Source organism: Paraburkholderia sp. DHOC27, assembly GCF_003429005.1.
GTDB lineage: Bacteria > Pseudomonadota > Gammaproteobacteria > Burkholderiales > Burkholderiaceae > Paraburkholderia.
In genome coordinates this window covers 289,406-314,124 of record NZ_QVQV01000008.1, presented here as the reverse complement: position 1 = coordinate 314,124, position 24,719 = coordinate 289,406, and the positions used below count along the sequence as shown (strand labels likewise).

At 62.7% G+C, this 24,719-nt stretch carries 24 protein-coding genes; 13 read left to right on the top strand and 11 right to left on the bottom strand.

The genetic code is table 11. From position 1 onward, the window contains the following. On the bottom strand, window positions 1-705 hold the full coding sequence (locus D0B32_RS25405) for a 2Fe-2S iron-sulfur cluster-binding protein (protein WP_117337054.1): 705 nt from the start codon (window positions 703-705) through the stop codon (window positions 1-3). A gap of 573 nt (window positions 706-1,278) precedes the next feature. On the opposite strand from D0B32_RS25405, the gene D0B32_RS25400 reads away from it, so the two are divergent. The 4 genes from D0B32_RS25400 (at window position 1,279) to D0B32_RS25385 (ending at window position 5,971) form a co-directional block, all read left to right on the top strand. Further along, window positions 1,279-1,932 carry an ureidoglycolate lyase gene (locus tag D0B32_RS25400; protein WP_117337053.1) on the top strand — a complete coding sequence of 218 codons (654 nt, stop codon included), beginning with the start codon at window positions 1,279-1,281 and terminating at the stop codon, window positions 1,930-1,932. Window positions 1,933-2,272: 340 nt separating this feature from the next. Further along, a complete protein-coding gene (locus D0B32_RS25395; RefSeq protein WP_117337052.1) occupies window positions 2,273-3,355 on the top strand; it encodes a tartrate dehydrogenase in 1,083 nt (360 codons plus the stop codon). 25 nt (window positions 3,356-3,380) lie between these two features. Next, entirely contained in the window at window positions 3,381-4,853 is a 1,473-nt protein-coding gene (locus D0B32_RS25390) for an NAD-dependent succinate-semialdehyde dehydrogenase (RefSeq protein ID WP_117337051.1), read from the top strand. 98 nt (window positions 4,854-4,951) lie between these two features. Continuing rightward, complete coding sequence (locus D0B32_RS25385; protein ID WP_117337050.1) at window positions 4,952-5,971, top strand: D-cysteine desulfhydrase family protein; 1,020 nt, start codon at window positions 4,952-4,954, stop codon at window positions 5,969-5,971. Window positions 5,972-6,045: 74 nt separating this feature from the next. On the opposite strand, the gene D0B32_RS25380 is transcribed toward D0B32_RS25385, so the two are convergent. From D0B32_RS25380 to D0B32_RS25350, 7 genes are all read right to left on the bottom strand, one after another. Continuing rightward, on the bottom strand, window positions 6,046-6,579 hold the full coding sequence (locus tag D0B32_RS25380) for a cytochrome b (RefSeq protein WP_117337049.1): 534 nt from the start codon (window positions 6,577-6,579) through the stop codon (window positions 6,046-6,048). Next, window positions 6,576-7,637: a catalase family peroxidase gene (locus D0B32_RS25375; RefSeq protein ID WP_117337048.1), complete on the bottom strand. Its 1,062-nt coding sequence runs from the start codon at window positions 7,635-7,637 to the stop codon at window positions 6,576-6,578. Before D0B32_RS25375 ends, D0B32_RS25380 begins: the two co-directional genes overlap by 4 nt. A gap of 138 nt (window positions 7,638-7,775) precedes the next feature. Continuing rightward, window positions 7,776-8,063, bottom strand: a complete 288-nt coding sequence (locus tag D0B32_RS25370) for a DUF971 domain-containing protein (protein ID WP_117337047.1) — start codon at window positions 8,061-8,063, stop codon at window positions 7,776-7,778. Then, on the bottom strand, window positions 8,060-9,043 hold the full coding sequence (locus tag D0B32_RS25365) for a HEAT repeat domain-containing protein (protein ID WP_117337046.1): 984 nt from the start codon (window positions 9,041-9,043) through the stop codon (window positions 8,060-8,062). Before D0B32_RS25365 ends, D0B32_RS25370 begins: the two co-directional genes overlap by 4 nt. Window positions 9,044-9,127: 84 nt before the next feature. Beyond that, complete coding sequence (locus D0B32_RS25360) at window positions 9,128-9,373, bottom strand: ferredoxin family protein (RefSeq protein WP_117337045.1); 246 nt, start codon at window positions 9,371-9,373, stop codon at window positions 9,128-9,130. Window positions 9,374-9,405: 32 nt separating this feature from the next. Next, the gene (locus D0B32_RS25355) at window positions 9,406-11,154 is read right to left on the bottom strand and encodes a fumarate reductase/succinate dehydrogenase flavoprotein subunit (RefSeq protein WP_117337044.1); all 1,749 of its coding nucleotides are present in this window, start codon (window positions 11,152-11,154) and stop codon (window positions 9,406-9,408) included. Between the two features lie 53 nt (window positions 11,155-11,207). Next, window positions 11,208-11,969, bottom strand: coding sequence for a GntR family transcriptional regulator (locus D0B32_RS25350; RefSeq protein WP_117337043.1), 762 nt, complete (start codon window positions 11,967-11,969; stop codon window positions 11,208-11,210). A 156-nt stretch (window positions 11,970-12,125) separates the two neighbouring features. Here D0B32_RS25350 and solA point away from each other — a divergent pair, with 156 nt between their 5' ends. The 8 genes from solA to D0B32_RS25310 all read left to right on the top strand — a co-directional run bounded on the left by solA (window position 12,126) and on the right by D0B32_RS25310 (window position 20,687). Further along, window positions 12,126-13,292 (top strand): N-methyl-L-tryptophan oxidase, encoded by a 1,167-nt coding sequence (gene solA, locus D0B32_RS25345; protein ID WP_117337042.1) that lies wholly within the window; start codon window positions 12,126-12,128, stop codon window positions 13,290-13,292. A 153-nt stretch (window positions 13,293-13,445) separates the two neighbouring features. Beyond that, window positions 13,446-13,694 carry a hypothetical protein gene (locus D0B32_RS25340; RefSeq protein ID WP_117337041.1) on the top strand — a complete coding sequence of 83 codons (249 nt, stop codon included), beginning with the start codon at window positions 13,446-13,448 and terminating at the stop codon, window positions 13,692-13,694. 88 nt (window positions 13,695-13,782) lie between these two features. Continuing rightward, on the top strand, window positions 13,783-15,105 hold the full coding sequence (locus tag D0B32_RS25335) for an LLM class flavin-dependent oxidoreductase (RefSeq protein ID WP_117337040.1): 1,323 nt from the start codon (window positions 13,783-13,785) through the stop codon (window positions 15,103-15,105). A gap of 196 nt (window positions 15,106-15,301) precedes the next feature. Next, window positions 15,302-16,258: a sulfonate ABC transporter substrate-binding protein gene (locus D0B32_RS25330; RefSeq protein ID WP_117337039.1), complete on the top strand. Its 957-nt coding sequence runs from the start codon at window positions 15,302-15,304 to the stop codon at window positions 16,256-16,258. An 83-nt stretch (window positions 16,259-16,341) separates the two neighbouring features. Beyond that, window positions 16,342-17,592 carry an SfnB family sulfur acquisition oxidoreductase gene (locus D0B32_RS25325; protein ID WP_117337038.1) on the top strand — a complete coding sequence of 417 codons (1,251 nt, stop codon included), beginning with the start codon at window positions 16,342-16,344 and terminating at the stop codon, window positions 17,590-17,592. Window positions 17,593-17,595: 3 nt separating this feature from the next. Continuing rightward, on the top strand, window positions 17,596-18,846 hold the full coding sequence (locus D0B32_RS25320) for an SfnB family sulfur acquisition oxidoreductase (RefSeq protein ID WP_117337037.1): 1,251 nt from the start codon (window positions 17,596-17,598) through the stop codon (window positions 18,844-18,846). Then, window positions 18,846-20,216, top strand: a complete 1,371-nt coding sequence (locus D0B32_RS25315; RefSeq protein WP_117337036.1) for an LLM class flavin-dependent oxidoreductase — start codon at window positions 18,846-18,848, stop codon at window positions 20,214-20,216. Before D0B32_RS25320 ends, D0B32_RS25315 begins: the two co-directional genes overlap by 1 nt. A gap of 69 nt (window positions 20,217-20,285) precedes the next feature. Further along, window positions 20,286-20,687 carry a transposase gene (locus D0B32_RS25310; RefSeq protein WP_181969901.1) on the top strand — a complete coding sequence of 134 codons (402 nt, stop codon included), beginning with the start codon at window positions 20,286-20,288 and terminating at the stop codon, window positions 20,685-20,687. 60 nt (window positions 20,688-20,747) lie between these two features. Here D0B32_RS25310 and D0B32_RS25305 read toward each other — a convergent pair whose 3' ends face one another. The 3 genes from D0B32_RS25305 to D0B32_RS25295 form a co-directional block, all read right to left on the bottom strand. After that, window positions 20,748-21,557 carry a MetQ/NlpA family ABC transporter substrate-binding protein gene (locus D0B32_RS25305; RefSeq protein WP_404935594.1) on the bottom strand — a complete coding sequence of 270 codons (810 nt, stop codon included), beginning with the start codon at window positions 21,555-21,557 and terminating at the stop codon, window positions 20,748-20,750. 188 nt (window positions 21,558-21,745) lie between these two features. After that, window positions 21,746-22,342: a nitroreductase family protein gene (locus D0B32_RS25300; RefSeq protein ID WP_117337033.1), complete on the bottom strand. Its 597-nt coding sequence runs from the start codon at window positions 22,340-22,342 to the stop codon at window positions 21,746-21,748. Between the two features lie 149 nt (window positions 22,343-22,491). Next, window positions 22,492-23,553, bottom strand: a complete 1,062-nt coding sequence (locus D0B32_RS25295; RefSeq protein ID WP_117337032.1) for an LLM class flavin-dependent oxidoreductase — start codon at window positions 23,551-23,553, stop codon at window positions 22,492-22,494. Between the two features lie 257 nt (window positions 23,554-23,810). Here D0B32_RS25295 and D0B32_RS25290 point away from each other — a divergent pair, with 257 nt between their 5' ends. Next, complete coding sequence (locus D0B32_RS25290; RefSeq protein ID WP_259295134.1) at window positions 23,811-24,719, top strand: aliphatic sulfonate ABC transporter substrate-binding protein; 909 nt, start codon at window positions 23,811-23,813, stop codon at window positions 24,717-24,719.

Below are 24,719 nucleotides of genomic sequence, written 5' to 3'. Positions count from 1 at the left end.
TCAGGCGTTGCCGGTGTTGCCGTCATGCACGGCACGCACCGCGGCGACGATGTTCGCATACGCTCCACAGCGGCAGATGTTGCCGCTCATGCGCTCGCGGATTTCGTCGTCGGAGAGTTGGGTGGGGCGGCTGCGCACATCGGCAGTCACGGTGCTGGCGGTGCCGTTGCCGAATTCGCTCAGCAAGGCCGTGGCCGAACACAGTTGCCCCGGCGTACAGTACCCGCACTGAAAGGCGTCATGCTCGATGAACGCGCGTTGCATCGGACTGAGCACGCCATTGCTCGCGAGACCCTCGACTGTGGTGATGGTTTCGCCATCGTGCATGACGGCGAGCGTCAGACACGAGTTGATGCGCCGGCCGTCCACCATCACGGTGCAGGCGCCGCACTGGCCGCGGTCGCAGCCTTTCTTGGTGCCCATCAGGCCGGCGTATTCGCGCAAGGCATCCAGCAGCGTGACGCGCGGCTCCAGTTGCAGCGTGTAGGCGCGGCCGTTGACGTTCAGCGTGACGGGCCTCGGCGGCTCAGGCGCGCGCGTTTCAGCGGACGCGGGCGCGGCGGGCTGGGTCTGCGCCTGGGCCGGTAAATGAGGCGCGGCGCCCACAGCAGCCACGGCGGCAGCGGATTGAAGAAAACGTCGACGTGACGGCTGGTTGGGTGTGGGCTCATCGTCCGAGCCCGGGGGGACGCGATTCGTGGACATAACGTTCTGTTTGCTCCATGAAAGGTCGATGCAATCCTGTGACACGCGGAGGAGCCGGATCGGAGCCTCGGATGCGTGAAGGCGCGCTTTAGACACTCTAGACAAGCAACTTCAGCAATTTCAGTGCCGCGATGCAACGCGAGCTGGCGTGTGGCAAACACCGCGTAGCCACGGCATAAGCGGTTGATCGCGTTTTGATTCTGTCCGATTCTTTGAAGCGCTTAACCACATGGAGTGTAGATCGCGATCATGCGCCTTTTGCTGGGTCGGAAACGAAACACTGTGTTGTGCGTTACAGCAGATCAGGGCGAACAATCGCAATGGAGCGGGGCGTGTAAAAGTCGATCAGGATGCCTATGCATTTGCATGAGTCACTCGCCTGACAGTTGCCTGTCAGGCAGCTCATCGCGGCGTAGACGGTGAAGCAATCAGTGACGCAATCAGTGACGCTATCGGTGACGCAAGCGATGGCTCAAACAGTGGCTTGCTAACGATTCGCGACGGCTCCGCGTGGCCTGTCACACGGCTTTCATATGACATGGACGTGTCACGCGACTCGTGTAAACTGCCCGCATGTCCGAACCGATCGATTACCTCAATCCCGACCTCCCCGCCGGCCTGCGACGCGTGCCGATGCCGGTGGTCGACGCCACTCCCGCCACGCTCGAAGGCTACGGCAAACTGGTCGCCGACCCGAGCGAGTGTCCCATCGAAATCGTGCAGTGGCCCGCGCGCGGAAGCCGCCCCATCGACGCCGGCACCGGCGATCAGGGCGGCACCACCGAGGGCATTTTCCTGAGCGAATGGCGCGGCGACATTCTCTACGGCAGCAACGAAGCGGTGGGCGGTCACTATGTGCTGGCTTACGCAACGGCGCCCGAAGCGGCTCGCGACGACCACGTCCACATGCCGGAGCGCATGCTGCTGTGGCACGCGAACTATCATCCGGATGGCGGCCAACTTTTCTTCCCGCTCGACCATCAACCGTTCTACGTGCCGTTGGCGTTGCCGGGTGACGACATCACGCCGGAGAAGTTCGTCTGTTTCCGTTTCGACGGCAAGCAAGGGTTGTATATCCATCCGGGCATCTGGCACGACGGCGTATTTACGCTGCAAGGTTCGCAGCGCTTCTTCGACAAACAGGGCGCCGTGCATGCGCGTGTTTCTGTTGAATTCGCCAGCGAGTTCGGTTGCCTTCTCGAAGCGCCCATCGCCACTCGCACCTGACGCTCGCACCTGACGCTCGCACCTGATCTTCCGGCTGCGTTTTTTCAGCAGCTCCTCATTAAGCCTCGCGCGGATCGTACTTTTCTTTCTGACGGAAAGTAGCCGCGCGAGCGCCGTTTCTGCCTCGCGTAACGCCGCTCTGCATCGCTCACGCGGTATCTACGCCGCGCGTCCATAGTCCCCACAACGCATCCCAAAGCACCGTTTTCAGCACGAACTTCGCATTGGAGCGAGAATGGCCGCTCATGTCTCCTTCATGGGGGAGACGATCTTTGCGAAGTCCGCCGGGTCGTGCAATGAGCCATTGGAAACGCGTGAGTTATCTGTCGAGGAGAAATGCATGAACAAGCCTTACCGTATTGCCGTGATTCCCGGAGACGGCATAGGCAAGGAAGTGATGCCCGAGGGCGTGCGTGCACTTGAAGCGGTCAGCAAGCGTTTCGGTATCGCGCTGGAACTCGAGCATATCGAATGGGCAAGCTGCGATTACTACGCCCAGCACGGCCAGATGATGCCGGACGACTGGAAGGCGCAGTTGCAAGCCAGGGATGCGATCCTGTTCGGCGCGGTTGGCTGGCCCGCCAGCGTGCCCGACCATATTTCGCTGTGGGGCTCGCTCCTCAAGTTCCGGCGCGAGTTCGATCAGTACATCAATCTGCGTCCCGCGCGGCTCTTTGCCGGCGTGCCTTCGCCACTTGCCGGACGCAAGGCGGGTGACATCGATTTCTGGATCGTACGCGAGAACACCGAAGGCGAATATTCGTCGGTGGGCGGCGTGATGTTCGAAGGCACGGAGCGCGAATTCGTCCTGCAGGAATCGGTGTTCACACGGCACGGCAGCGAGCGCGTGCTGAAGTTCGCGTTCGATCTCGCGCAGCGTCGCGAGCGCAAGAAAATCACCGTGGCGACCAAGAGCAATGGCATCGCAATCAGCATGCCCTGGTGGGACAAATGCGCGGCCGGCATTGCCGAGCAGTATCCGGACGTGACATGGGACAAGCAGCACATCGACATTCTCTGCGCGCGTTTCGTGCTGAATCCGGATCGCTTCGACGTGGTCGTGGCCACCAATCTGTTCGGCGACATCCTGTCCGATCTCGGCCCCGCCTGCACGGGCACGATCGGCCTCGCGCCCTCGGCCAACCTGAATCCGGATCGCCGGTTCCCTCCGTTGTTCGAACCGGTGCACGGTTCGGCACCGGACATTTTCGGCAAGAACATCGCCAATCCGATTGCGATGGTCTGGTCGGCCGCGATGATGCTCGACTTCCTTGGCAATGGCGCAGGCGTCGAACGGGAAGCGCACGACGCGATGCTTGCCGCAATCGAGGGCGTGCTCAAGGACGGTCCGCACACCGGCGACCTCGGTGGACGGGCGAACACCACGGAAGTCGGCAAGGCGATCGCTGAACGGCTCGCCTGAGCAACGCGTAGACAAGGAGTAGACGATGGCAAAGCAATTCGAGCTGAGCGAACTGATCCGCACCGAACACTTTATCGACGGCAAGTGGACGGCTTCGACGAGCGGCAAGCGCTTCGACGTGACAAATCCGGCCACCGGCGAGGTGATCGCTACCATCGCGGACGGCGGCGAGGCCGAGGCACGCGCGGCAACCGATGCCGCGGCCCGCGCCTTTCCCGCATGGCGCGATGCGTTGCCAAACGAGCGCGCGGCGGTGCTGCATCGCTGGCATGCGCTGCTGCTGGAAAACGCGGATGTGCTCGGCCGTCTGATCTCGCTCGAACAGGGCAAGCCGTTCGCGGAAGGGCGCGGCGAAGTGCTGTATGGCGCATCGTATGTGTCGTGGTTTGCGGACGAAGCGGCGCACATCTATGGCGACGTGATTCCGCAGCAGCAGCGCGGCAAACGGATGAGCGCCATCAAGGAGCCGGTGGGCGTGGTGGCCGCCATCACGCCGTGGAATTTTCCACTCGCGATGATTGCGCGCAAGATCGCACCCGCGCTGGCGGCAGGTTGTACGGTGGTGGGCAAACCGGCGGAGGACACGCCGCTTACCGCGCTCGCACTCGTGATGCTCGCGCACGAAGCGGGCGTGCCGGCCGGGGCGCTGAATCTGGTGGCCTCGTCACGTGAGAATGCAGTGCCGGCCGTGGCCGAGTGGCTGCACGACGGCCGCGTGCGCAAGATTACCTTCACGGGTTCCACGCCGGTGGGCAAATATCTGGCGCGTGAATCGGCGGAGACGCTCAAGAAGCTTTCGCTAGAACTGGGCGGCAACGCACCGTTCATCGTGTTCGACGACGCGGATCTCGACGCCGCCGTCGAAGGACTGCTCGCGTCGAAATTCCGCAACGGCGGGCAGACCTGCGTGAGCCCGAATCGCGTCTATGTGCAGTTGGCCGTGTACGAGAAGTTCGGCGACATGCTGGCTAAACGCGTCGCCGCGCTCAAGGTGGCGGCCGCCACTGACGCGGATGCGCAGATCGGTCCCATGATCAACGCCCGCGCCATCGACAAGATTGCGCGCCATGTGGACGATGCGGTGTCGAAGGGCGCGCGTATTCTGGCCGGCGGCAAACGGCTCGTCGAACTCGGTCCCAACTATTACGCACCCACGGTACTCGCCGATGCAACCAGCGAGATGCGTTTGAGCTGCGAGGAAACCTTCGGGCCGGTGGCGCCGCTGTTCCGTTTCGACGACGAAGCCGAAGTGATTCGCCTCGCCAACGACAGCGAGTTCGGCCTCGCGTCGTACTTCTATAGCCAGGACGTGCGCCGCATCGACCGCGTGGCGCGGCTGCTTGAAGCGGGGATCGTGGGCATCAACGAAGGGGCGGTGTCGAGTGCCGCTGTGCCGTTTGGCGGCGTGAAGGAATCGGGCTATGGCCGCGAAGGATCGAAGTACGGGCTGGACGATTACCTGTCCATCAAATACCTCTGCCAGGGTGGGCTGGATTGAACGCTCGCTGCCCGATTGCACGCCGAATGTGAACAACGGCCAGGGCCCGTATGATGGCAGCCATTTCTCTTCGCCTGATCTGAACCAGCGCTTACGCCATGTCCACACAATCCGCATCCCGACTCGATCTCTCGAAGTTTCCACGTAGCGTCCTGCTCGAAGGGCCCACGCCGATTCAACATCTTGCGCGTCTAAGCGCGCACCTGGGCGGCGTGAATATCTATGTGAAGCGCGACGACCTCACAGGTCTGGGCGGTGGCGGCAACAAGCTCAGAAAGCTCGAGTTCCTGATCGGCGAAGCGCTCGCAAAGGGCGCGGATACGATCCTGACGGTGGGCGCACGGCAGTCGAATCACGCCCGCCTGACCGCCGCATCTGCGGCACGAGTCGGTCTGCAATGCGAACTGGCGCTGACTCGCGCGGTGCCGCGTTTCGACAACGACTACCTCGAGAACGGCAACATTCTGCTGGATGACCTGTTTGGCGCGCGTGTGCATGATCTGCCGGCCGCCGCCAACAGCGCGGAGTTCATCGAAGCGCGCGCGAACGAACTGCGTGCGCAAGGACGCAACGTCTACGTGACCTTGCTGGGTGGTTCGAGCCCCACCGGGTGCTTGGGATATGCCGCGTGCGCGGGGGAAATCGCGGCGCAATCGAACGCGTCAGCCGTGTCGTTCGATCACATCGTCTTGCCGAATGGCAGCGGGGGTACGCATGCGGGATTGCTGGCCGGTTTCGTCGCGCTTGGCCTCGACCAGTCGATTCTCGACACCTTCGCCGTGTATGGCAACGCGGCACAGGCGCATGCCGGTACGCTCGAGAAAGCCAACCAGGCCGCTCGACTCATCGACGCGAGTTTGCAGGTCAACGGCGAGTCGATCCGGATCGACGGGACGCAGTTCGGGCCCGGCTACGGCATCCCCACGGATGCCATGCGCGCAGCGGTTCGACTGCTGGCCTCCAAGGAAGGCCTGCTGATCGACCCGGTGTATGGCGGCAAGGCATTCGCGGGCCTGATCGAGCGCGTCACGTCCGGACAATACCGTCCTGGGCAAAACATCCTGTTCCTGATGACGGGCGGGATTCCCGGCCTGTTCGCTTACCGCAGCGAGTTCTAGCCGCAAGTTCCAAAGAGATCAGCGCGGGCTCTCGTGCTGCAAAGCAAGGCTGTGCAACGAGAGCCCTTACAACGTCAACGCCAGGGCGCCATTGCTTCGAACACGCCATCACGTCTGACCAGTGCGTGCAGCAACGCGGCGGCCAGATGCACGACGATCAGCGCGAAGAAGCACAGCGCCAGCGCCCGGTGCGCATTCCACAGCAGCGAATGCAACACGTTGCTATGCGGCAGGATGGGCGGCAGATGCACGCCGAACACGATCACGGGATAGTCCGCCGCGGAGAGCATGCCCCAGCCGATCAGCGGCAGCCCGATCATCAGCAGATAGAACGCGAGATGCGACAGGTAGGCAGCGAGCTTCATCACCTCAGGCATGGCAGCCGGTAGCGGCGGCGCGCCGCGCGTCAGGCGCACCACGAGGCGAATCAGCGCGAGCACCAGTATCACGATGCCGAGCGGCTTGTGAATCGACACCAGCGAAAGATAATCCGGGCGCACGGTCGAGACCATGCCCACGCCAATGAACAGCATGGCCAGGATGCAAATCGCCATGATCCAGTGCAGCGCGCGCTGTAGCGGTGTGAAGCGATCGTGGATCGGGGTCATTGCGCATCTCCTGCAGCCGGCGTGTGCGGATAGTCCTTGTCCTCGGCGGTGCGCCGGTTGAACGAGACGGAATACGCGGCTGAGCGCGCAGCGGGAAATGGATCGTCCGAGACGTGCATGCCTGGCGGCAGCACCGTGGGATCGAAGTTGAGATCGCGGCACGGGCCATCGGGCTCCGGTTCGATGGCGCTGACCACCAGCGTGCCGGCCTCCACCTTGCGGCGATCTTCCGGCCACGCCTTGGTCGGATCGGCGGTCGGGTCACCCGGATTGGCGACCGTCACCACCAGCGTCCACTTCTGCGGCGCGCTCTTCACCCGTTGCGTGATATCCGCGTCGAGGAAGTTCTCGCCGCGCGCCTTCAACTGATCCGGCGTGACGGGTTCGGGCTGCGCGGCCGGCACGAACGACCAGCGCACGGCCTGGTCCTCGCCTGCGGCATTGGTGAAGATGAAGCTATTGAGGCTGTTGAAGCGCTCCTCCGCAAACGACGCCATCCACGGCGCGCTGCCGGCCCATGCCGCAAACGCGCCGAACTCCGGATGGGCGCCAATGAAATTCTTCATGGCGTCCGGGTCGGTCTTGTCGCCCGCGGCCTTGAGTAGCGCGTAGAACGCCTGAGGGGTGGACACGGCGAAGAAGGGCGCGTCGATCATCGCCGAGCGCCATTCGGTGCCGTCCGGCCCGACGATCCGCAGACCGAGGCCACGCACGCGCACGGTGGCGTCCGGTGCCTTCGGGTCGGCCGTCGCAAGATTGAAGCGTCCGACTACCGGATAGGAGCCGGCCGCGAACATGGGCGCTTTCGACAACGCGGCCGCCGCGCCATTGGATTCGAAGGTGCCGGTAAAGCAGATGCCCTTGGCGTGATTGCGGCGGAAGCCGAGCGCCGCGCCGCCGGGGGGCGCCAGCGCGTTGACGATTCTGGCGGGGGTCAGCCGGTCCGGAGAGAGCCAGCCGGCCGTGAAGGCAAAGGCCGCGACCAGCACGACCACGACGACTGCAATCAGGACCAGCGAACGAAACGCGGACGGGTTGGAAGTCGGTCTGTCGGCCATCGATCTCTCCCGATCAATGATTCGGCTGAGTAGAAATCTAGCAAGATGGCGGGAAAAGTACCACGGATTGCCCGATCGCAGTTAATGACCGTGGCTTCAAGCAAGCGGCGAGCTAGCATCGGCATGGCAACGGCGAGGTTAGCCCGGCGCGTCCATCTGCGCCAGATAGCGCCAGGGATAGATGCCACGGGCGTGGCCGTCGCTGAAGACGAGCTGGACGCCGTAGCCCATCAGCTGGACGTCGAGCAGGCTGATGTCCGGGGCGGCAGGTACTTCCCGGCCGTCGAGACGCAGGCGGCGGCACTCGGCGCAGGCACAGGCTCGGCGCAGTTGCGCGTGCGGGAGACGCTGCTCGCGCCCGTCGTCCCAGCGCAGCGTCAGCACGCGCTGGCTGGCGTCCGTGACGATCTCACGAGGGGCGTTCATACGGCCGCGCCTTCCACCTGCTGCAACGCAATGCGAACGGCTTTACGCACGTCGGGGTCCCGGTCGTCGAGGGCATCGCGCAGGGCGGGCAACGTAGCGGGATCGCGCAGTTCGCCTAGTGCGAGCGCGGCCTCCTTACGCAGATTGCTGATCGAGTGCGTGAGCAACGGAGCCACCGCCCGTGCCGCGCTGATGTCGCCCAACTGACCGAGTGCGCGAACGGCACGCAGCCGGACCTGCCAGTAGTCGTCATCGAGCGTGGTGACCAGCGGGTCACGCGCCGCCGGGGCGCGCAGCTTGCCCAAGGTCGTGGCCGCTTCCTCGCGGACCTGCCAGGCCGGGTCGCGCAGCGCGCCGAGCAGGGCGGCGGTCGCGCCTTCGTGCGTCACGGGCGCAAAGCCTAACGCGCCGACGGCGGTACGGCGTACCTCGGTTTCGGCGTCGCCGGTGGCGAGGGCGGCGAGCGGCGCCAAGGCGCGCGCGTCCTTGAGCCAGCCGAGCACACTCACCGCTTCAAGCCGCACGCTGGGCGTGACGTCGGTCAGCGCGTGCAGGGCGGGATCGAACGCATCGGCGAAGCGCAATTCACGCAGTGCGCGCAGTACGGCGGTTCGCACGAACGGTTCGGGACGCTCCACCCAGCGGCGCAACACCGCTCCGGACGCTGGGTCCTTCAGTTCCGACAGACTCTGCGCAGCGGCGGCCCGCACGTCGCTATCCGCGTCGAGCAATGCGCCGCACAGCGCTTCGACGATCTCCTCCTGTTCCCATGCGGCGAGTACGCGTGCCGCTTCGAGCCGCACCTCGGCGGCGGGGTCGTCGCGCAAGGCGCTGACCAGTGCGGGCAACAGATCGGGCTCTTCCAGATCGGCGATATCGAGCAAGGCGATGCGGCGCACGGCGGCATCGTCGGCGGCGAGGCGCGCCAGCAGCGCGGCGGATTCGGCGTCGGATGGGACTATTAAAGGCGGCACGGTCATGAGCAAAGGGTTCGCATGAAAGCAATCGATGAGCGAAAGAACAGCAGCTAAAGGGTTATCCAAGCGCAGGTTATCCAGGCGCGCTTAGCGCAGCAGATAAGGAATCTCCACCTTCACTGCGCCAGTGGGGCAATCGCGCTCGCACGGCATGCAGTACCAGCATTCGTCGAACTGCATGAAGGCTTTGCCCTTGCTCATGTCGATGGCGAGCAGATCGAGCGGGCACACGTCGACGCATACCGTGCAGCCTTTATCCGCGATGCAGAGGTTTTCGTCGATCGTGACCGGCGCGCTGCTGCGCTGAAAAATTTCATGTGGGGTGAAGCTCATGGCAGGTCCTCGTTTCTCTCTTAACGGTGCGCTTAAATTGCTGCGGCGAGTGTGGCAAGCGCGTCGGGTTCGCGAATGCGCAGCTTCTCGTAGGCCGTGCGTTCGTCGTCGGCAAGCGGCACCACGTACGGCTCGACCGCGCGTTTCTCGCTGATCATCTGGCCGGCTTCGTCCTTGCGCAGATGCGTGTGGCAGAACCAGTCGGCGTCGTTGCGCTGCGGATAGTCGACGCGATGGTGATACAGACCCCAGCGGCTTTCGGTGCGAAACAGCGAGGCACGTGCGGCCATTTCCGCGCAATCGCGGATCGCGCGCACTTCAGCGGCACGCATCAGCTCGTGCGGATTGGTGGCCTTGAGCGCGTCGATGTCGTCAGCAATTTCGGCGAAGCGTTGCAGGCCGATCTCCATCTTGCGCGTGACTTTAGGCGGCTGAAGATAGTCGTTCACCATGCGCCGCAGCTTGTATTCGACCTGTGCGGGTGCGAGTCCATCGGCGCGTTCGAGCGGCGCATAGACTCGCGCACGTTCCGCGGCGACCTGTTGTTCGTCCACGGCCGCATGCTCGCGGCCTGCTACGTATTCAGCGGCGTTTTCGCCCGCAAACCAGCCATACGTGAACGCGCCCAGCATGTAGTTATGCGGTACCGCTGCCATGTCGCCGGCCGCATAGAGACCCGGCACCGTGGTCTCTGCGCGCGCGTTCACATACACGCCCGAGGCGCTATGGCCGCTGCAAAAGCCGATCTCCGAGATGTGCATTTCGACCATCTGCTGACGGTAGTCCGTGCCGCGACCCGCGTGAAAACGGCCCCGGCTTGGACGCTCATTGGTGTGCAGAATCTGCTCGATGGTCTGGATGGTTTCTTCCGCCAGATGATCGAGCTTCAGGAACACGGGACCATTGCCGCTCTGCAGTTCCTGGTAGAACTCCCACATCATCTGACCGCTCCAGTAGTCGCATTCGATGAAGCGTTCGCCCTTGCCGTTCGCCGTAAAGCCGCCGAGCGGACCGGTCACGTAGGCACAGGCGGGACCGTTGTAGTCCTTGATGAGCGGATTGATCTGGAAGCATTCGAGGTTCGCCAGCGCCGCACCCGCGTGATACGCCATCGCGTAGCCGTCGCCGGCATTGGTCGGGTTCTCGTAGGTGCCCATCAGGTAGCCCGAGGCCGGCAAACCGAGTCGGCCCGCGGCGCCGCACGAAAGAATCACGGCCTTGGCGCGCACCACGTAGAAATCCGCGGTACGGCAGTCGAAACCGAGCACGCCGCATACATGCCCTTGCGCATCGGTGAGCAGACGCGTGGCGACGATGCGGTTAGTGATCGAAATGCGCGCGCGTTTCAACTGACGGTACAGCACCTTCTTGATGTCGTGGCCTTCGGGCATTGGCAAGACATACGAGCCCATGTGATGCACTTTCTTCACCGCGTAGTCGCCGGTGCCGTCCTTTTCGAACTTCACACCCCAGCGGTCGAGCTGCTCGATGGTCGTGAAGCTGTGCTTTGCGTACGCGTAGACCGCTTCCTGATCGACGATGCCGTCGTTCGCAATGGTGATCTCGCGCGTGTATTGCTCGGGTGTTGCGTGGCCGGGAATGACCGCATTGTTCAGACCGTCCATGCCCATTGAAATGGCGCCGCTACGTTTGACGTTGGCCTTTTCGAGCAGCAGGATTTTCAGGTTTGGATTGCGCTCCTTGGCCTTCACGGCAGCCATCGGACCGGCGGTGCCGCCGCCTACTACCACCACGTCGTATTCGAGTACATGCGTATTCATTGGGTTTTCCTGGCGTTTTGTCGTGGCATTTAACGTGGCATTTAACGTGACTTTTATCGTGACTTTTGGCGCGGCTTTTGACGATCGGTACGCAGCCGGTACTGGAACGCGTCGCCACGGAAGTAGAGATATTCGTAGTCGATCGGCACGCCCGACGCGTCGTGCGTCAAACGCTCGATGCGCAGCACCGGGCTGCCTTCCTCGACGCGCAGCGCGTCGACGATGTCGTCATCGGCAAGAATCGCGTCGATAGCCACGTCGGCGTGGCCGAGCGGCACGCCGCAGTCGTTCTCCAGAATCAGGAAGATGTCGCGTGTGGCGAGATCCGCGTTGGCGAGGCGTTTGCCCCAGGCTTCGGGTACCCACGTCAGTTCGAGCGAAACCGGTTCACGATTCAGCAGACGGATGCGATGAATCTCGGCAACGGCTGCGCCCTCCGGCAGATTGAGCTTTGCCGCAACCTGCGGGTTGGCTTTGACGATCCGGAAGCTGCGCAACTGATTGACGATCTCGTAGCCCATGGAGGACATGGCTTCGGCAAAGCCCTGCAGCGAGGTCACGTTCTGAAAGGCCTTCGGCTTGGAGACGAAGGTGCCCTTGCCGTGCAGCTTGAACAGCAAACCTTCCTTCTGCAGATCGCCTAACGCCTGACGCACGGTGATGCGGCTCACGTCGAACATGGCACACAGGTCGTACTCCGAAGGCATCTGGCTGTGCGGCGCGTAGGTGCCGTCCAGAATGCGCGCACGCAACGCCTCCTTGATCTGCGCGTAGAGCGGCTGAGGATTGAGGGGCACGAGGTTCGTTTTAGCCATGACCAACTTGTAATGACAAGATGGGAACGAGTGTAGTGATGGGGCCCGGCGCGGCAAACCAAGAATTTGTGCTATGGATGTTCCGATAGCTGGACAACGGACAACGGACAACGGGCGACGACGGTATGATTCCCCTCGCTTACACGACACTTTCCTATGAACGATCTGAATTTGAGCAACCGGTGCTTCGACGCCGTGATTGTCGGCGCCGGCTCGATGGGCATGACAGCGGGCTATTTCCTCAGCAAGGCGGGGCAGAAAGTGCTGTTGCTCGATGCCGGCGACCCGCCGCATGACACGGGCTCGCATCACGGCAGCACGCGCCTGATCCGTCACGCGTATGGCGAAGGCGCGGCGTACGTGCCGCTCGCCTTGCGCGCCCAGCAGCTATGGCGGGAACTAGAGCAGCAAACGGACGAGCCCATTTTTGCGCGCACCGGCATCGTCAATATTGGACCGGCAGAGAGTTCCTTCATGCGTGAGGTGCAGCGCAGCGCGGAACAATATGATCTTGACGTGCTAGCGCTGGATGCACGTGAGGCGATGAACCGCTGGCCCGCCTGGCAGCTGTCACGCGAACAGGCGGTGAGCTTCGAGCCCAACGCGGGCGTGCTGTATTGCGAGCACGCTGTCAGAAGCTACCGCAAGCTGGCGGTCGGACTGGGCGCGACGCTGCGCACCCATACCCAGGTGACGGGAATCGAGTTGCAGGGCGAGCGTGGGGTCAGCATCGTGACTGACCAGGGCCAGCGTTTTAGTGGTCAGCATCTGATCGTCTGCGCGGGAAAATGGACCGGTGCGTTGCTCGAACGCTTTGGTGTGCGGCTGCCGGTGACGCGCATGCGCAAGACCTTCGCATGGTTCGATGTGCCTGCGGACCTGTTTGCCGCAGAGGCTTTTCCTGGCTTCGCCGTGTCGTCGGAAATGGGCCAGTACTACGGCTTCCCGAATCTGGACGGCAGCGGTCTGAAAGTGGGACGCCACGACGGCGGCCAGGCCGTTTCTAAAGACGCCGCCCTCGTTTCCTTCGGTGATGAACCCGATGATCTGCCTGAACTCGAGCGCTTCCTGCAGCGGTATCTGCCGCGTGCCGGCAAGCTGCGCATGGGCAAGACCTGCGAGTACGATGTGACGCCGGATGAGCATTTCATCATCGACCGGTTGCCCGATTGTGCCCATGTTCACGTGGCGAGCGGTTTCTCGGGGCATGGTTTCAAGTTTGCCAGTGCGATAGGCGAAGCGCTGGCTGAGCGGATCACGCAAGGTGCGAGCCGGATGGATCTCACTCCTTTCACGATGGCACGTTTTGCGAAAGACGCCTGAAACCGCCTGAAGCCGCTCGAGCGGGCGCGCTGCGTTTAAACGCTGCCCGCGTAGATACGGCATTTTGCGAAATCCAATCCACAATTGCTTGTTTGCGCTTGCGTATCGGTGTGACTAGATTCGTTCGTATAGCGATGAATCGACGGAGGTCACATGGCCACATCTTCTGCGGCGCTTATCCGGGACGGACTGCGGCATCCCGTGCGCAGCCTCATCGGGCAACTGTCAAAATGGGCCGAGGCGACGCCGGGGCTTGCCGCCGAACTCGCAGTCACGGCAGTACACCGTTGCCAGTCGCCGGAGCGGCTGGAGCGCATCGCCGCGTATGCCCGCGTGGGCTATTTCCACATGGAATACACCGCTGGCATGTTTGTCGTGCCGCTCGAAATCCCGCCTGAATAAAGGGCTTTTCGGCATGGCGGCACCGCGCCAGCAACGCGTGGCAAGTGCGATTACACTGGGGCGATCCTTCTGCAACGGAGATCGCCCCATGTCACGTCAGCTTCGCCTCGGTGCTTTCATGCGTCCCACGACGATTCATACCGGCGCGTGGCGATATCCGGGGGCCTATCCCGATGCCAATTTCAACTTCGAGCATCTGAAGCGTTTTGCGCAGACGCTCGAACGTGGCCGCTTCGACGCGTTCTTCATGGCCGATCACCTTGCCGTGCTCAACATGCCGCTCGACGCGCTCAAGCACAGCCACACGGTGACCTCGTTCGAACCCATGACCTTGCTGCCCGCCCTCGCGGCGGTGACGGAAAGAATCGGTTTGATCGCCACAGCCTCCACGACCTTCGACGCGCCGTATCACGTGGCGCGCCGTTTTGCCTCGCTGGATCACATCAGCGCGGGCCGTGCGGGCTGGAATCTGGTGACCACGTCCAATCCCGATGCAGCGCTCAACTTCGGGCTCGACGAACATATGGAGCACGACGAACGTTATCGTCGCGCGCGTGAGTTTTTCGACGTGGTGACAGGCCTGTGGGATAGCTGGGCCGACGACGCGTTTATCCGCGACACCGCCAGCGGTACTTTCTTCGATCCGCAAAAGCTGCACGTGCTGAACTACAAGAGCGACTACTTCTCGGTACGTGGACCGTTGAACATCGCGCGCCCCGTGCAGGGCTGGCCGGTAATCGTGCAGGCGGGATCGTCGGAGGCGGGACGTCAGATTGCCGCTGAAACGGCAGAGGTCGTGTTCACCGCGCAGACCTTGCTGGAAGACGGCAAACGCTTTTTCGCGGACGTGAAGGGCCGCATGGAAAAGATCGGCCGCGCGCGCGACCACATGAAAATCCTGCCGGCGGCGTTCGTGGTGGTGGGCGATTCACTGGACGAGGCACGTGAAATCCGCGCACGACTCGACACGTTCGTACACTACGAAAGCGGGCTGGCATCGTTGTCGATTGCCTTGGGGCATGACGTGTCCGGCTTCGATCCAGATGGCCCGCTGCCTGAGATTCCGGAAACCAATGCGAGCCGCACCGCGCGCCAGCGGGTGATCGAATGGGCGCAGCGCGACGGGCTGACGATCCGTCAACTGGCCCAGCGTATTGGCGGCTACTCGGGTCTGGAGATGGTCGGCACGCCTGCGACGATTGCCGATCAGATGGAGCAGTGGCTCGTGGAAGAGGGCTCGGACGGCTTCAATGTGATGTTCTCCCATCTGCCAGGCGGCCTCGACGATTTCGTCGACAAGGTCGTGCCCGAGCTGCAAAAGCGCGGCCTTTTCCGGCGTGAGTACGAAGGCAAAACACTGCGGGAGAATCTCGGGCTGCCGCGACCGGAAAATCGATTCTTCGCAACGTGATGCGTTAGGGCCGCGCTCACCGCTTATCACGCCCTGCGATTTGCTTAACGCGAAAGATCACTTCTACGCGTGGAGTGCGGCGCGTAGCATCTTTGGTTCAACTGGAAGCGTGCATGGACGCACCATGCGTTTCCACCGTCCCATGAGGCTGGCCGTTCGCGGACCCGCCCATTCGTCATCCACTGGACGCACCAAGATGAACCACACCACACACCGGGGCCGCCGCTCGTTCCTCTCCGCGTTGGGCGCGACGCTCGCCGTGACTGCCGTGCCGGCCTTTGCGAAGTATCAGGCCGACCAGTTCAGGATCGGTTATCAGAAGTCCGCCAGCACGCTGCTGTTGCTCAAGGCAAACGGCACGCTCGACAAGCGTCTGACGCCGCTCGGCGTGAAGGCGACGTGGAATGAATTTCCGGCGGGGCCGCAATTGCTGGAAGGGCTGAACGTGGGCGCGATCGACTTCGGTTATGTCGGCGAGGCGCCGCCGGTGTTTGCGCAGGCGGCGGGCGCCGACTTCGTCTATACCGCCTACGAAGTGCCGACGCCGCACGCGGAAGGCGTAGTGGTGCAGAAGAATTCGCCCATCAAGACGGTGGCCGACCTGAAGGGCAAGAAGGTTGGCTTCAATCGCGGTTCCGACGTGCACTGGTTTATCGTGGCGTTGCTGCGCAAGAACGGTCTCGACTACACCGATATCCAGCCAATTTTTCTGGCCCCGGCCGATGCCCGCGCAGCGCTGGAGCGTGGCGCAATCGACGCATGGGCCGTGTGGGATCCGTTCCTCGCCGGTGCCGAGCAGCAGGGCAATGCACGCCTGCTGGCCGACGCCCAGGGGGTGGCCAGCCATCACGAGTTCTTCCTGAGTCAGCGTGAGTTTGCGCAAAAACGCAAGGACGTGATCGCGATCGTGATGGAGGAACTCAACAAGCAAGGCCAGTGGGTGCGGCAAAATCCGGCCGCCGCGGCCGCGCAACTCGCGCCGGTCCAGGGGCTCGACGCCGGCATCATTCAGGCGGGCCTCGAACATTACGCGCATGTCTACAAACCGGTCGACGCAAACGTGCTGGCCGAACAGCAGCGCATTGCGGACACGTTCTACGAACTGAAGCTGATTCCCCGCAAGATCGTCGTGAAGGACGCTGTTCTGGCGTGAGCTTGGGCCTTTGTCGCAGGTATTAACCGCGAAGGTCTGCCACGCAGTCAACGCGGACCTTCCTTCTGTTTATCCGGGTCGTCATGTCCACTCCTGAATCTTCCTCCACCGCATTGCCGCTGCCGCGTCTACCCGATCCGGCGCAGGTGCGGCGCATTGCCAACGACGCCGAAGCACTGGCGGCGGCGCGTGAACTGGCGGCGCGTTTCGCCGGGGGCGCGGCTGAGCGGGACCGCCATCGTTTGCTGCCGTGGGCGGAACTGCAACAATGGTCCGAAAGCGGACTCGGCGCAATCACGGTGCCGCGCGAATATGGCGGCGCCGATGTGTCGTATGCAACGCTCGCGGAAGTGTTCGTCATTTTGTGCGCAGCCGATCCGGCACTCGGGCAGATTCCGCAAAATCATTTCGGGGTACTGGGGTTATTGCGCGAGGCGGGTACGGCGGAGCAGAAAGCACGTTTGTATGGCGAAGTGCTGGCGGGGCTGCGGCTCGGCAATGCCGGACCGGAACGCCGCTCGGCCGCTGCTGCGACAATCCTGCAAGGCACTACGCGGCTCACCCAGACGCACGACGGTTTGCGTCTCGATGGTCAGCGCTTTTACTCGACTGGCGCACTGTTCGCGCATCGCGTACCGACCCGCGCCACGGATGACGAAGGACGTGCGGTGCAGGTATGGGTGCCGCGCGACGCCGAAGGCCTCACCGTGATCGACGACTGGAGTTCGTTCGGTCAACGCACGACCGCAAGCGGGACGGTCACGTTCGAGAACGTCCGCATCGATCCGCAGGACGTGCTGCCAATCTGGCAACTCGCGGATCGCCCCGGTCTCTTCGGTCCCACCTCGCAACTGATCCAGGCGGCGATCGACCAGGGCATCGCGGAGGCTGCCGTGGCCGATGCCATCACGTTCGTGCGCGAACGCGCCCGGCCGTGGGTGGACTCCGGGCTGACGCACGCCACGGACGACCCGTACATCATCGCGGATGTCGGCCGTTTGCAGATCGACCTGCACGCTGCGCATGAGGTGTTGCTCGAAGCCGCAGCGACGCTCGATGAACTCGCCACACAGACCCTGGATGCCGCGGCGAGCGCGCGGGCGTCGGTGGCCGTTGCGGAGGCCAAGGTGCTGACCACGCGCATCGCGCTCGAAGCGAGCGAAAAGCTCTTCGAACTGGCCGGTTCTTCCGCGACACGCGCGGCTCACAACCTCGACCGCCACTGGCGCAATGCACGCACGCATACGCTGCACGATCCGGTGCGCTGGAAACTGCATCTGCTAGGCAACTATCACCTGAATCACGCGCTGCCTGCGCGGCATTCGTGGAACTGACCCATGAGCCTCGACCTTTCTATTGATACTGCGGAAGTGGCCGCGCCCGATCAAGCGCATGTGCCGTGCACACCCCAACGCATCGTGGACGATGCGCATGCGTTACGCGTGGCACGTTCGCTCGCTGAAACCTTCGCAACGGAAGCGGCGCTGCGTGATCGCGAGCGGCGGTTGCCGTGGGCCGAACTCGACGCCTTCGTCGCAAGCGGACTGTGGGCGATTACCGTGCCGCGTGAATTTGGCGGGCCGGGTGTGCGCAACGGCACGCTCGCTGAAGTGATCGCCACCATTTCCGCCGCCGACGGTTCGCTCGGCCAGATTCCGCAAAACCATTTCTACGCGCTCGAGGTGCTGCGCGTGGGCGGCAGTCTCGAACAGCAGCGCTTTTTCTATGAACGGGTGCTGGCGGGCGAGCGCTTTGGCAATGCGCTAGCGGAGATCGGTCACAAGGATTTTCAACGACGCACGCGTCTGACGCGCACGGAGCATGGCTGGTTTGTCGACGGCAAGAAGTTTTACTGCACCGGCGCGTTGTACGCCCACTGGATTCCGACGCTGGTGGTCGCGGACGACGACGGCCGCGACGTCACGTATCTGGCGTTTGTGCCGCGCGAAACGCCCGGTGTGACCGTGACGGATGACTGGGACGGCTTCGGCCAGCGCGTTACCGGTAGCGGCTCAGTGCAGTTCGAACACGTGCGTGTCGAGCCGGAATGGGTGGTGCCGTTTCAGGTTTCCTTCGAGCACGCGACGACGATCGGCCCGGTTGCGCAGATCATGCACGCCGCGATCGATCTCGGCCAGGCACGCGGCGCATTCGCGGCGGCGCTGGCGTTCGTGCGCGAGCGTTCGCGGCCGTGGATCGACGCGAAAGTCGAGCGCGCCAGCGACGACCCGCTGACCATCGCACAGTTTGGCGATCTCGCGGTAAGGCTGCGCGCAGCGGAAGCGTCGCTGCGCCGCGCCGGTCGCATCACCGACACCGCTCAGGCGCAGCCTTCCGATCGTTCGGTAGCCGAGGCCTCCATTGCCGTGGCCGAGGCGCGCGCCTTGACCACGACGGTCTCGCTCGACGCCGGCTCGCGCCTGTTCGAACTTGCAGGCACGGCGGCCACGCTCGATCAACTCGGGCTCGACCGCTTCTGGCGCAACGCGCGCACGCACACGTTGCATGATCCGGTGCGCTGGAAGTATCACGCGGTCGGCAATTTCTATCTCAACGACAAGCTGCCGCCGCGGCATGGAGCGCTGTAATGGCCAACAAGCAGATCCTGCTCAACGCGTTCAACATGAATTGCGTGGGCCACATCAATCACGGCTTGTGGACGCATCCGCGTGACCGTTCCGCTGATTACCGGCTTCTGCCCTACTGGACCGGGCTCGCGCGCACGCTCGAACGCGGCCTGTTCGACGGGCTCTTCCTCGCCGATATCGTCGGCGTCTACGATATTTATCAGCACAACGTGGATGTCACGTTGCGCGAGTCGATTCAGCTTCCCGTCAACGATCCCACGCTGCTGGTGTCGGCAATGGCGGCCGTGACCGAACATCTCGGCTTTGGCGTCACCGTCAATCTCACCTACGAACAGCCGTATCTGCTCGCGCGGCGTTTCTCGACCCTTGATCATCTGACGCAAGGCCGGATTGGCTGGAACATCGTGACGGGCTATCTGGATAGCGCAGCGCGCGCAATGGGTCTGAACGAACAGTTGCCGCATGACGAACGATACGACCGTGCCGACGAGTACCTGGAACTCCTCTATAAGTTGTGGGAAGGCAGCTGGGAACAGGATGCCGTGCGGCGTGACAAGGCAGGGCGCGTCTACGCGGACCCGGCGAAGGTGCATCCGGTGAAGCATGCAGGACGGTATTACAACGTGGAGGGCTATCACCTCGCGGAGCCGTCGCCGCAACGCACGCCGGTGCTGTTCCAGGCTGGTAGTTCCGGGCGCGGTCAGCGTTTCGGCGCGCGTCACGCGGAGTGCGTTTTCATTTCGCCGCCGAACCGCGCCGTGGGACGCGAGACGGTGCGAACCTTGCGCGAGCAACTGGTCGAGGCGGGGCGTCAACCGGACGACGTCAAGATTTTCGTGGGCGCGGCGGTGGTGGCAGGCACGACCGAACGCGAGGCGCGCGAGAAATACGCGGACTATCTGCGCTATGCGAGCCGCGAGGCGGGGCTCGCGCACTTCGCGGCGAGCACGGGCATCGACTACGCGCAATACGATCTGGATGCACCCGTGGATTACGCGCCCACCAATGCGATCGAATCGGCCACACGCACGGCAAAGCAGCACGGCTGGACGCGTCGCAAGCTGCTGGAGATGTTCGAACTCGGCGGGCGCTATCCGGCCATCGTGGGCAGCGCCTCGCAAGTGGCGGATGAACTGCAGTCGTGGGTTGAAGAGACTGGCGTCGACGGTTTCAATCTGAGCCGTACGGTGGTGCCGGAAAGCTATGAAGATTTCATCGATCTCGTGGTGCCGGAATTGCAGAACCGTGGGCTCTACAAAACCGCCTATTCCGATGGTACCTTGCGACACAAACTGTTTGCGCAGGGCGACCAGTTGCCGGCACGCCACGCAGCGGCGAGTTTCCGGCGCCAGACGGTTGAGGCGGTGTGAACGTGTGCCAGAACCTGCATGAGCGCGTTTGCTTTCTGTGGGTCCGTTCACGTTGCATTGAGAAATGACATGACTGCTTTTGACGATTTGAGCGACAACGAATGGGCCCTGATTGAAGGTCTGTTCTTCATGGAAAGCATGCCGCCTGCGAGGGCGGGGCGGCCGCGTGCGGACACGCGCACAGTCGTGAATGCAGTGCTGTGGGCGTTATCCACGGGACGCGGCTGGGCCAGTCTGCCTGGCTGGTATCCGTCGCGTCCCACGTGCTGCCGGCGCTTCGACGAATGGCAGGCCGATGGAACGCTCGCCGAGATGCTCAGGCGGCTTGCTGCGGGTGGGCGGCATGTGCCGCTGCGCGGTCCTATTGGCGCGGTGTTGATGCAGGCACGCGCGAGGGCGGAGCAGCAGCGTGTGAATGGTCTGACGTGGAGCGGTCCGCAGACGTGGCGTGCGCCGCTGGAAATAGCTTGATGAGGCGTTGTCGGGACCGTAGCGCCCGAGAGGACGCTACGGCGGTGGACGGTTTTACGCTTAATGCGGTGCGCCGTCCCATGCCGGAATCGTCACGCCGTGATAGACGTTGAGAATTTCGGCGGCGACGTTGGGTTGCTGATAACTCGCAACCAGTGCATGCACCCAGGGCGCGTTGGCATCTTTCGTGTTGACTGCAAGGAGGTTGCGATACGGGCTGCCCGCAATCGGTTCCTGTGCAATCCGCTCCTGCGGAATCTTGATGCCCGATTTCACGGCCCAGTCGGTATTGATCACGGCCGCGTCCACATCGCCGATGGCCCGGCCCACGATACCCGCATCGAGTTCCTTGATGTGAATTTGCTTCGGATTACTGGCGATATCGCGCGCTGTGGGAAGCAGACCCACATCGGGACGCAACGTGATCAGATGCTGCGATTGCAGGAGAAGCAGCGCACGGCCTTCGTTACTCGGATCGTTCGGCACGGCAACGGTGGCGCCCGTCGGCAGATCGGCCACCGACTTCACCTTGCGCGAGTACAGACCGATGGGCTGCACGTAGGTGTATCCCACCGGCACGATCGTATAGCCGCGCGCCTTGATCTGTGCGTCGAGGTAGGGCTTGTGCTGGAACGAATTCGCGTCGAGATCGTGTTCCGACAACGCCTCGTTAGGCTGCGTGTAATCGGAGAAGGTCGTGACCTTGATCGCGAGGCCCTGTTTAGCTGCATTGGCCGCGACCACGCGCCAGACGTCTTCGTCTTCGCCGGACATGATGCCCACGCGAATGGTTTGCGGATCAGCGAACGTGATCTGCGAGGCAGCAACGCCGACACCGAGCAAAACGGTGGCGAGGGCGGTTTTGAGCATACGGCGTTTGTTCATGGTGCACGGTCTACATGGAGTGGAGAATCCGTGCATGCTAAGTAGACGGCTCGCCTGTGGCAAACACTTTTCCGTGCGTTGCTTAATCCAGCGCGGAATATATGAATAGTCCTGCAGGAGAGCCGTCTTTGATGTGGCCGCAGCGCGTAGCTGACCGCTACAGCGCGAGCAACTCAAGGTACGAGACGGCCTTCTATGGCAATGGCGGACAACGGGTTGCGCGGGCTCTGAACTTCACGCGCCTGCAATGCTTCGGGCAACGAACTCTTGTCGCCGAGCTTGCCGATCACGACGCCTGCTTCGATCGCATAGTTGTCGGGAAGCGCGAGTTCCTTGCGGATCTTGTCATGCTCGATGCCGCCCAGGCCATGCGCGTGCCATCCCGACAAGCTGGCTTGCAGCGCGAGATAACCCCATGCCGCGCCCGCATCGAACGAATGCGTGGGGGCGGGCTTCTCTTCAGTGGTGCCCGGCGCAGCAAAAGTGGTTTTGGACAGGACGATGACGATAGCTGACGCGTGCTGCCCCCAGCCCTGATTGAAGCTGTTGAGGAAGCCGAGGAAGCGCTCCCAATGTTCGGTGTCGCGCCTTGCGTAAATGAAGCGCCACGGTTGCGAGTTGAAGCATGAAGGCGCCCAGCGCGCCGCTTCGAAAAACGTCAGCAGCGTCGCTTCGGGAATGGCTTCGCCCGTAAAGGCGCGTGGTGACCAGCGATCGAGAAACTGATTGTCGATCGGGTATTCGGACGTGCGCGGGTTCGATGTCGTCATGAGAGCGTTTCCTGAAACACGAAGAAGGGAGCCGGCGAGCGCAATAAGGCTCGCCGTTTGCCAGATGAATCACGCGGCTTATCTTCGCATATTTGCTCAGATCGGTTCGGCCACGCCGGCAGTGCGCGTTGCGCACGAACCTCCACGTTTTAGGCGCTCAATGCCTTGACGCGAGGGATGACGTGTGCAGCGAAACCACGCATGTCGGCCTCGAAGGGCTGAAATTGCAGCATGAATAGCTCGATGCCCGATCGATGAAATGCGGCGATGCGTTGCGCGACCGTGTCGTAACTTCCAACCAGACCTGCTGCCGTGCCGCCATTCGATCCCACGCGCGGCGTTTGCGCGAAGGTCTGGAACATCACCGCTTTGGGGTCGATATTGGCTTTCTGTTGCTGACGCAACGGCGTGTCTTTGGCGGCGAGGTCGAACAGATGCGCGAGATGCTGTTGGGCGGCCTCGTCGGTTTCGCGTGCAATCACGAACGCCGATAGACCGAAGCGCAACGGCTCGGGCAGCGCTCCCGGGCGTGGCCGCGCGGCGACTTCCGCAATGAGCTTTTGCACGTCATCCAGCGGCTGACCGTTGATGAACCACACGTCGCCCTTGTCCGCGACCAATTGACGTGCCGGTTCCGATTCGCCGCCGACGTAAATGCGCGGGCGGCTGCGGAATGGATCGGCGGGGCGCAGCAGATAGTCGTCAATGTTGAAGTGCTCACCGTGAAAGCGCGTGCGCTCGCCGCGCAACAGGGCATCCACCACGGTGATCCACTCGCGGCCATACGCGTAACGCGCATCGTGTTCGGCAAAGCCAATGCCGGCCCGTTCCAGTTCGGGACGATTCCACGCGTTCACGAGGTTGATCGCAAAACGTCCTCCACTGATGTGCTCGATCTGTTGTGCCATCTTCGCCAGCACGACCGGGTGGTACAGATAAGGCTTGATAGCGGTGATGATCTCGATACGCTCAGTAAGCGCCGCGAATGCAGCGGACGCAGTCCACGCTTCCAGTTGATCCAGCTCGGGCTGATGTGGATTGATGGTGTGTTGCGCGACGAGTACGGAATCGTAGCCAAGACGTTCGGCTTCGAGCACGAGGGCCTTGTTGCGCGACCACGAAGCGTCGTACGGCTCGTCGGGATCCTGCAAGGCCGCGCGGCTGCCATGCACGAGCGCCCAGATGCCGAAGCGCGCGGTAGATGTCGGCATGATGCTTAAACCTCCACAAAATCAGGTGTGCCAAAGCAAACATAGATGATGCCTGACGCGTCGCATGCCGGCATGACCACACGTTCCAATTTATGTGGATATCCATTGTTGAAATGCGTATTTGATGTGGGAGCGATTCTTTATATAGTCAAAGGCTTCGCTCACTCACGAAAGACCTTATGCGCCGCATTTTTATCGTTCTGTCTGAGCTTTGGAACTGGCGCCGGTTCGCTGTCTGCGCGTCGGTGTTGGCCGGCATGTTGTCGATCAACGTCGCGCAGGCCAATGAGACCATCTCCATCAGCTATCAACGCTCGTCGACGCTGTTCATTCTGTTGAAGCGCACCGGCGAACTGGAAAAGAAACTGAAGCCGCTCGGCTACGATGTGAGTTGGCATGAGTTTTCGACGGGGCTGCTGCAATCGTTGAATGCAGGCAGCGTCGATCTGCACGCTGACGTCGCCGATGCGTTCGCGCTGTTCACGCAGGCCGCTAACGCGCCGCTGACGTATTACGCGGAAGAAACCTCGGCACCGAGCGCGCAGGCCATCATCGTGCCGCCCGATTCGCCGATTCATTCAATCGCGGATTTGAAGGGCAAACGCGTGGCTGTGCAGAAAGGCTCGGGCTGCAATTTCCTGCTGCTCGCTGCGCTCGCCAAAGCAGGCCTCACGATCAACGATATTCAGGTGCGCTACCTCGAAGCCCCCGACGCGCTCGCCGCGTTTCGTGGTGGCAATGTGGACGCGTGGGCGATCTGGGATCCGTTCCTCGCCGCGCAGCAGCGCGAAGCGCATGTGCGTGTGATATCAGATGGCACGAACGGTATCGCGCAGTACAACCGCTTCTACACGGCGACTACCGCGTTCGCGGAAAAACATCCGGACGTGTTGCGCGTGGTGTTCGACGAACTGAACGAGACCGGCAAGTGGGTCAAGGCACACCCGCAGGACGCTGCACAGATTCTCGGGCCCTTGTGGGGCGATATTCCCGCGCCGACGGTCGAACTGGCCAATAGCCGGCGCAGCTATGACATCGTGCCGGTGAAGCGCGATCAACTTGCCGAACAGCAGCGTATCGCGGACACGTATCTGGCGGCGGGGTTGATTCCGGCCGCGCTGAAGGCAACGGATATACGTATATGGACGCCGCCTGCGGGGAAGTGA

Excerpts from the sequence above, each read along its gene's own strand:
- D0B32_RS25405 (WP_117337054.1), bottom strand. The coding sequence starts at position 705 with ATGTCCACGAATCGCGTCCCCCCGGGCTCGGACGATGAGCCCACACCC.
- D0B32_RS25400 (WP_117337053.1), top strand. The coding sequence starts at position 1,279 with ATGTCCGAACCGATCGATTACCTCAATCCCGACCTCCCCGCCGGCCTG.
- D0B32_RS25395 (WP_117337052.1), top strand. The coding sequence starts at position 2,273 with ATGAACAAGCCTTACCGTATTGCCGTGATTCCCGGAGACGGCATAGGC.
- D0B32_RS25390 (WP_117337051.1), top strand. The coding sequence starts at position 3,381 with ATGGCAAAGCAATTCGAGCTGAGCGAACTGATCCGCACCGAACACTTT.
- D0B32_RS25385 (WP_117337050.1), top strand. The coding sequence starts at position 4,952 with ATGTCCACACAATCCGCATCCCGACTCGATCTCTCGAAGTTTCCACGT.
- D0B32_RS25380 (WP_117337049.1), bottom strand. The coding sequence starts at position 6,579 with ATGACCCCGATCCACGATCGCTTCACACCGCTACAGCGCGCGCTGCAC.
- D0B32_RS25375 (WP_117337048.1), bottom strand. The coding sequence starts at position 7,637 with ATGGCCGACAGACCGACTTCCAACCCGTCCGCGTTTCGTTCGCTGGTC.
- D0B32_RS25370 (WP_117337047.1), bottom strand. The coding sequence starts at position 8,063 with ATGAACGCCCCTCGTGAGATCGTCACGGACGCCAGCCAGCGCGTGCTG.
- D0B32_RS25365 (WP_117337046.1), bottom strand. The coding sequence starts at position 9,043 with ATGACCGTGCCGCCTTTAATAGTCCCATCCGACGCCGAATCCGCCGCG.
- D0B32_RS25360 (WP_117337045.1), bottom strand. The coding sequence starts at position 9,373 with ATGAGCTTCACCCCACATGAAATTTTTCAGCGCAGCAGCGCGCCGGTC.
- D0B32_RS25355 (WP_117337044.1), bottom strand. The coding sequence starts at position 11,154 with ATGAATACGCATGTACTCGAATACGACGTGGTGGTAGTAGGCGGCGGC.
- D0B32_RS25350 (WP_117337043.1), bottom strand. The coding sequence starts at position 11,969 with ATGGCTAAAACGAACCTCGTGCCCCTCAATCCTCAGCCGCTCTACGCG.
- solA (WP_117337042.1), top strand. The coding sequence starts at position 12,126 with ATGAACGATCTGAATTTGAGCAACCGGTGCTTCGACGCCGTGATTGTC.
- D0B32_RS25340 (WP_117337041.1), top strand. The coding sequence starts at position 13,446 with ATGGCCACATCTTCTGCGGCGCTTATCCGGGACGGACTGCGGCATCCC.
- D0B32_RS25335 (WP_117337040.1), top strand. The coding sequence starts at position 13,783 with ATGTCACGTCAGCTTCGCCTCGGTGCTTTCATGCGTCCCACGACGATT.
- D0B32_RS25330 (WP_117337039.1), top strand. The coding sequence starts at position 15,302 with ATGAACCACACCACACACCGGGGCCGCCGCTCGTTCCTCTCCGCGTTG.
- D0B32_RS25325 (WP_117337038.1), top strand. The coding sequence starts at position 16,342 with ATGTCCACTCCTGAATCTTCCTCCACCGCATTGCCGCTGCCGCGTCTA.
- D0B32_RS25320 (WP_117337037.1), top strand. The coding sequence starts at position 17,596 with ATGAGCCTCGACCTTTCTATTGATACTGCGGAAGTGGCCGCGCCCGAT.
- D0B32_RS25315 (WP_117337036.1), top strand. The coding sequence starts at position 18,846 with ATGGCCAACAAGCAGATCCTGCTCAACGCGTTCAACATGAATTGCGTG.
- D0B32_RS25310 (WP_181969901.1), top strand. The coding sequence starts at position 20,286 with ATGACTGCTTTTGACGATTTGAGCGACAACGAATGGGCCCTGATTGAA.
- D0B32_RS25305 (WP_404935594.1), bottom strand. The coding sequence starts at position 21,557 with ATGCTCAAAACCGCCCTCGCCACCGTTTTGCTCGGTGTCGGCGTTGCT.
- D0B32_RS25300 (WP_117337033.1), bottom strand. The coding sequence starts at position 22,342 with ATGACGACATCGAACCCGCGCACGTCCGAATACCCGATCGACAATCAG.
- D0B32_RS25295 (WP_117337032.1), bottom strand. The coding sequence starts at position 23,553 with ATGCCGACATCTACCGCGCGCTTCGGCATCTGGGCGCTCGTGCATGGC.
- D0B32_RS25290 (WP_259295134.1), top strand. The coding sequence starts at position 23,811 with ATGTTGTCGATCAACGTCGCGCAGGCCAATGAGACCATCTCCATCAGC.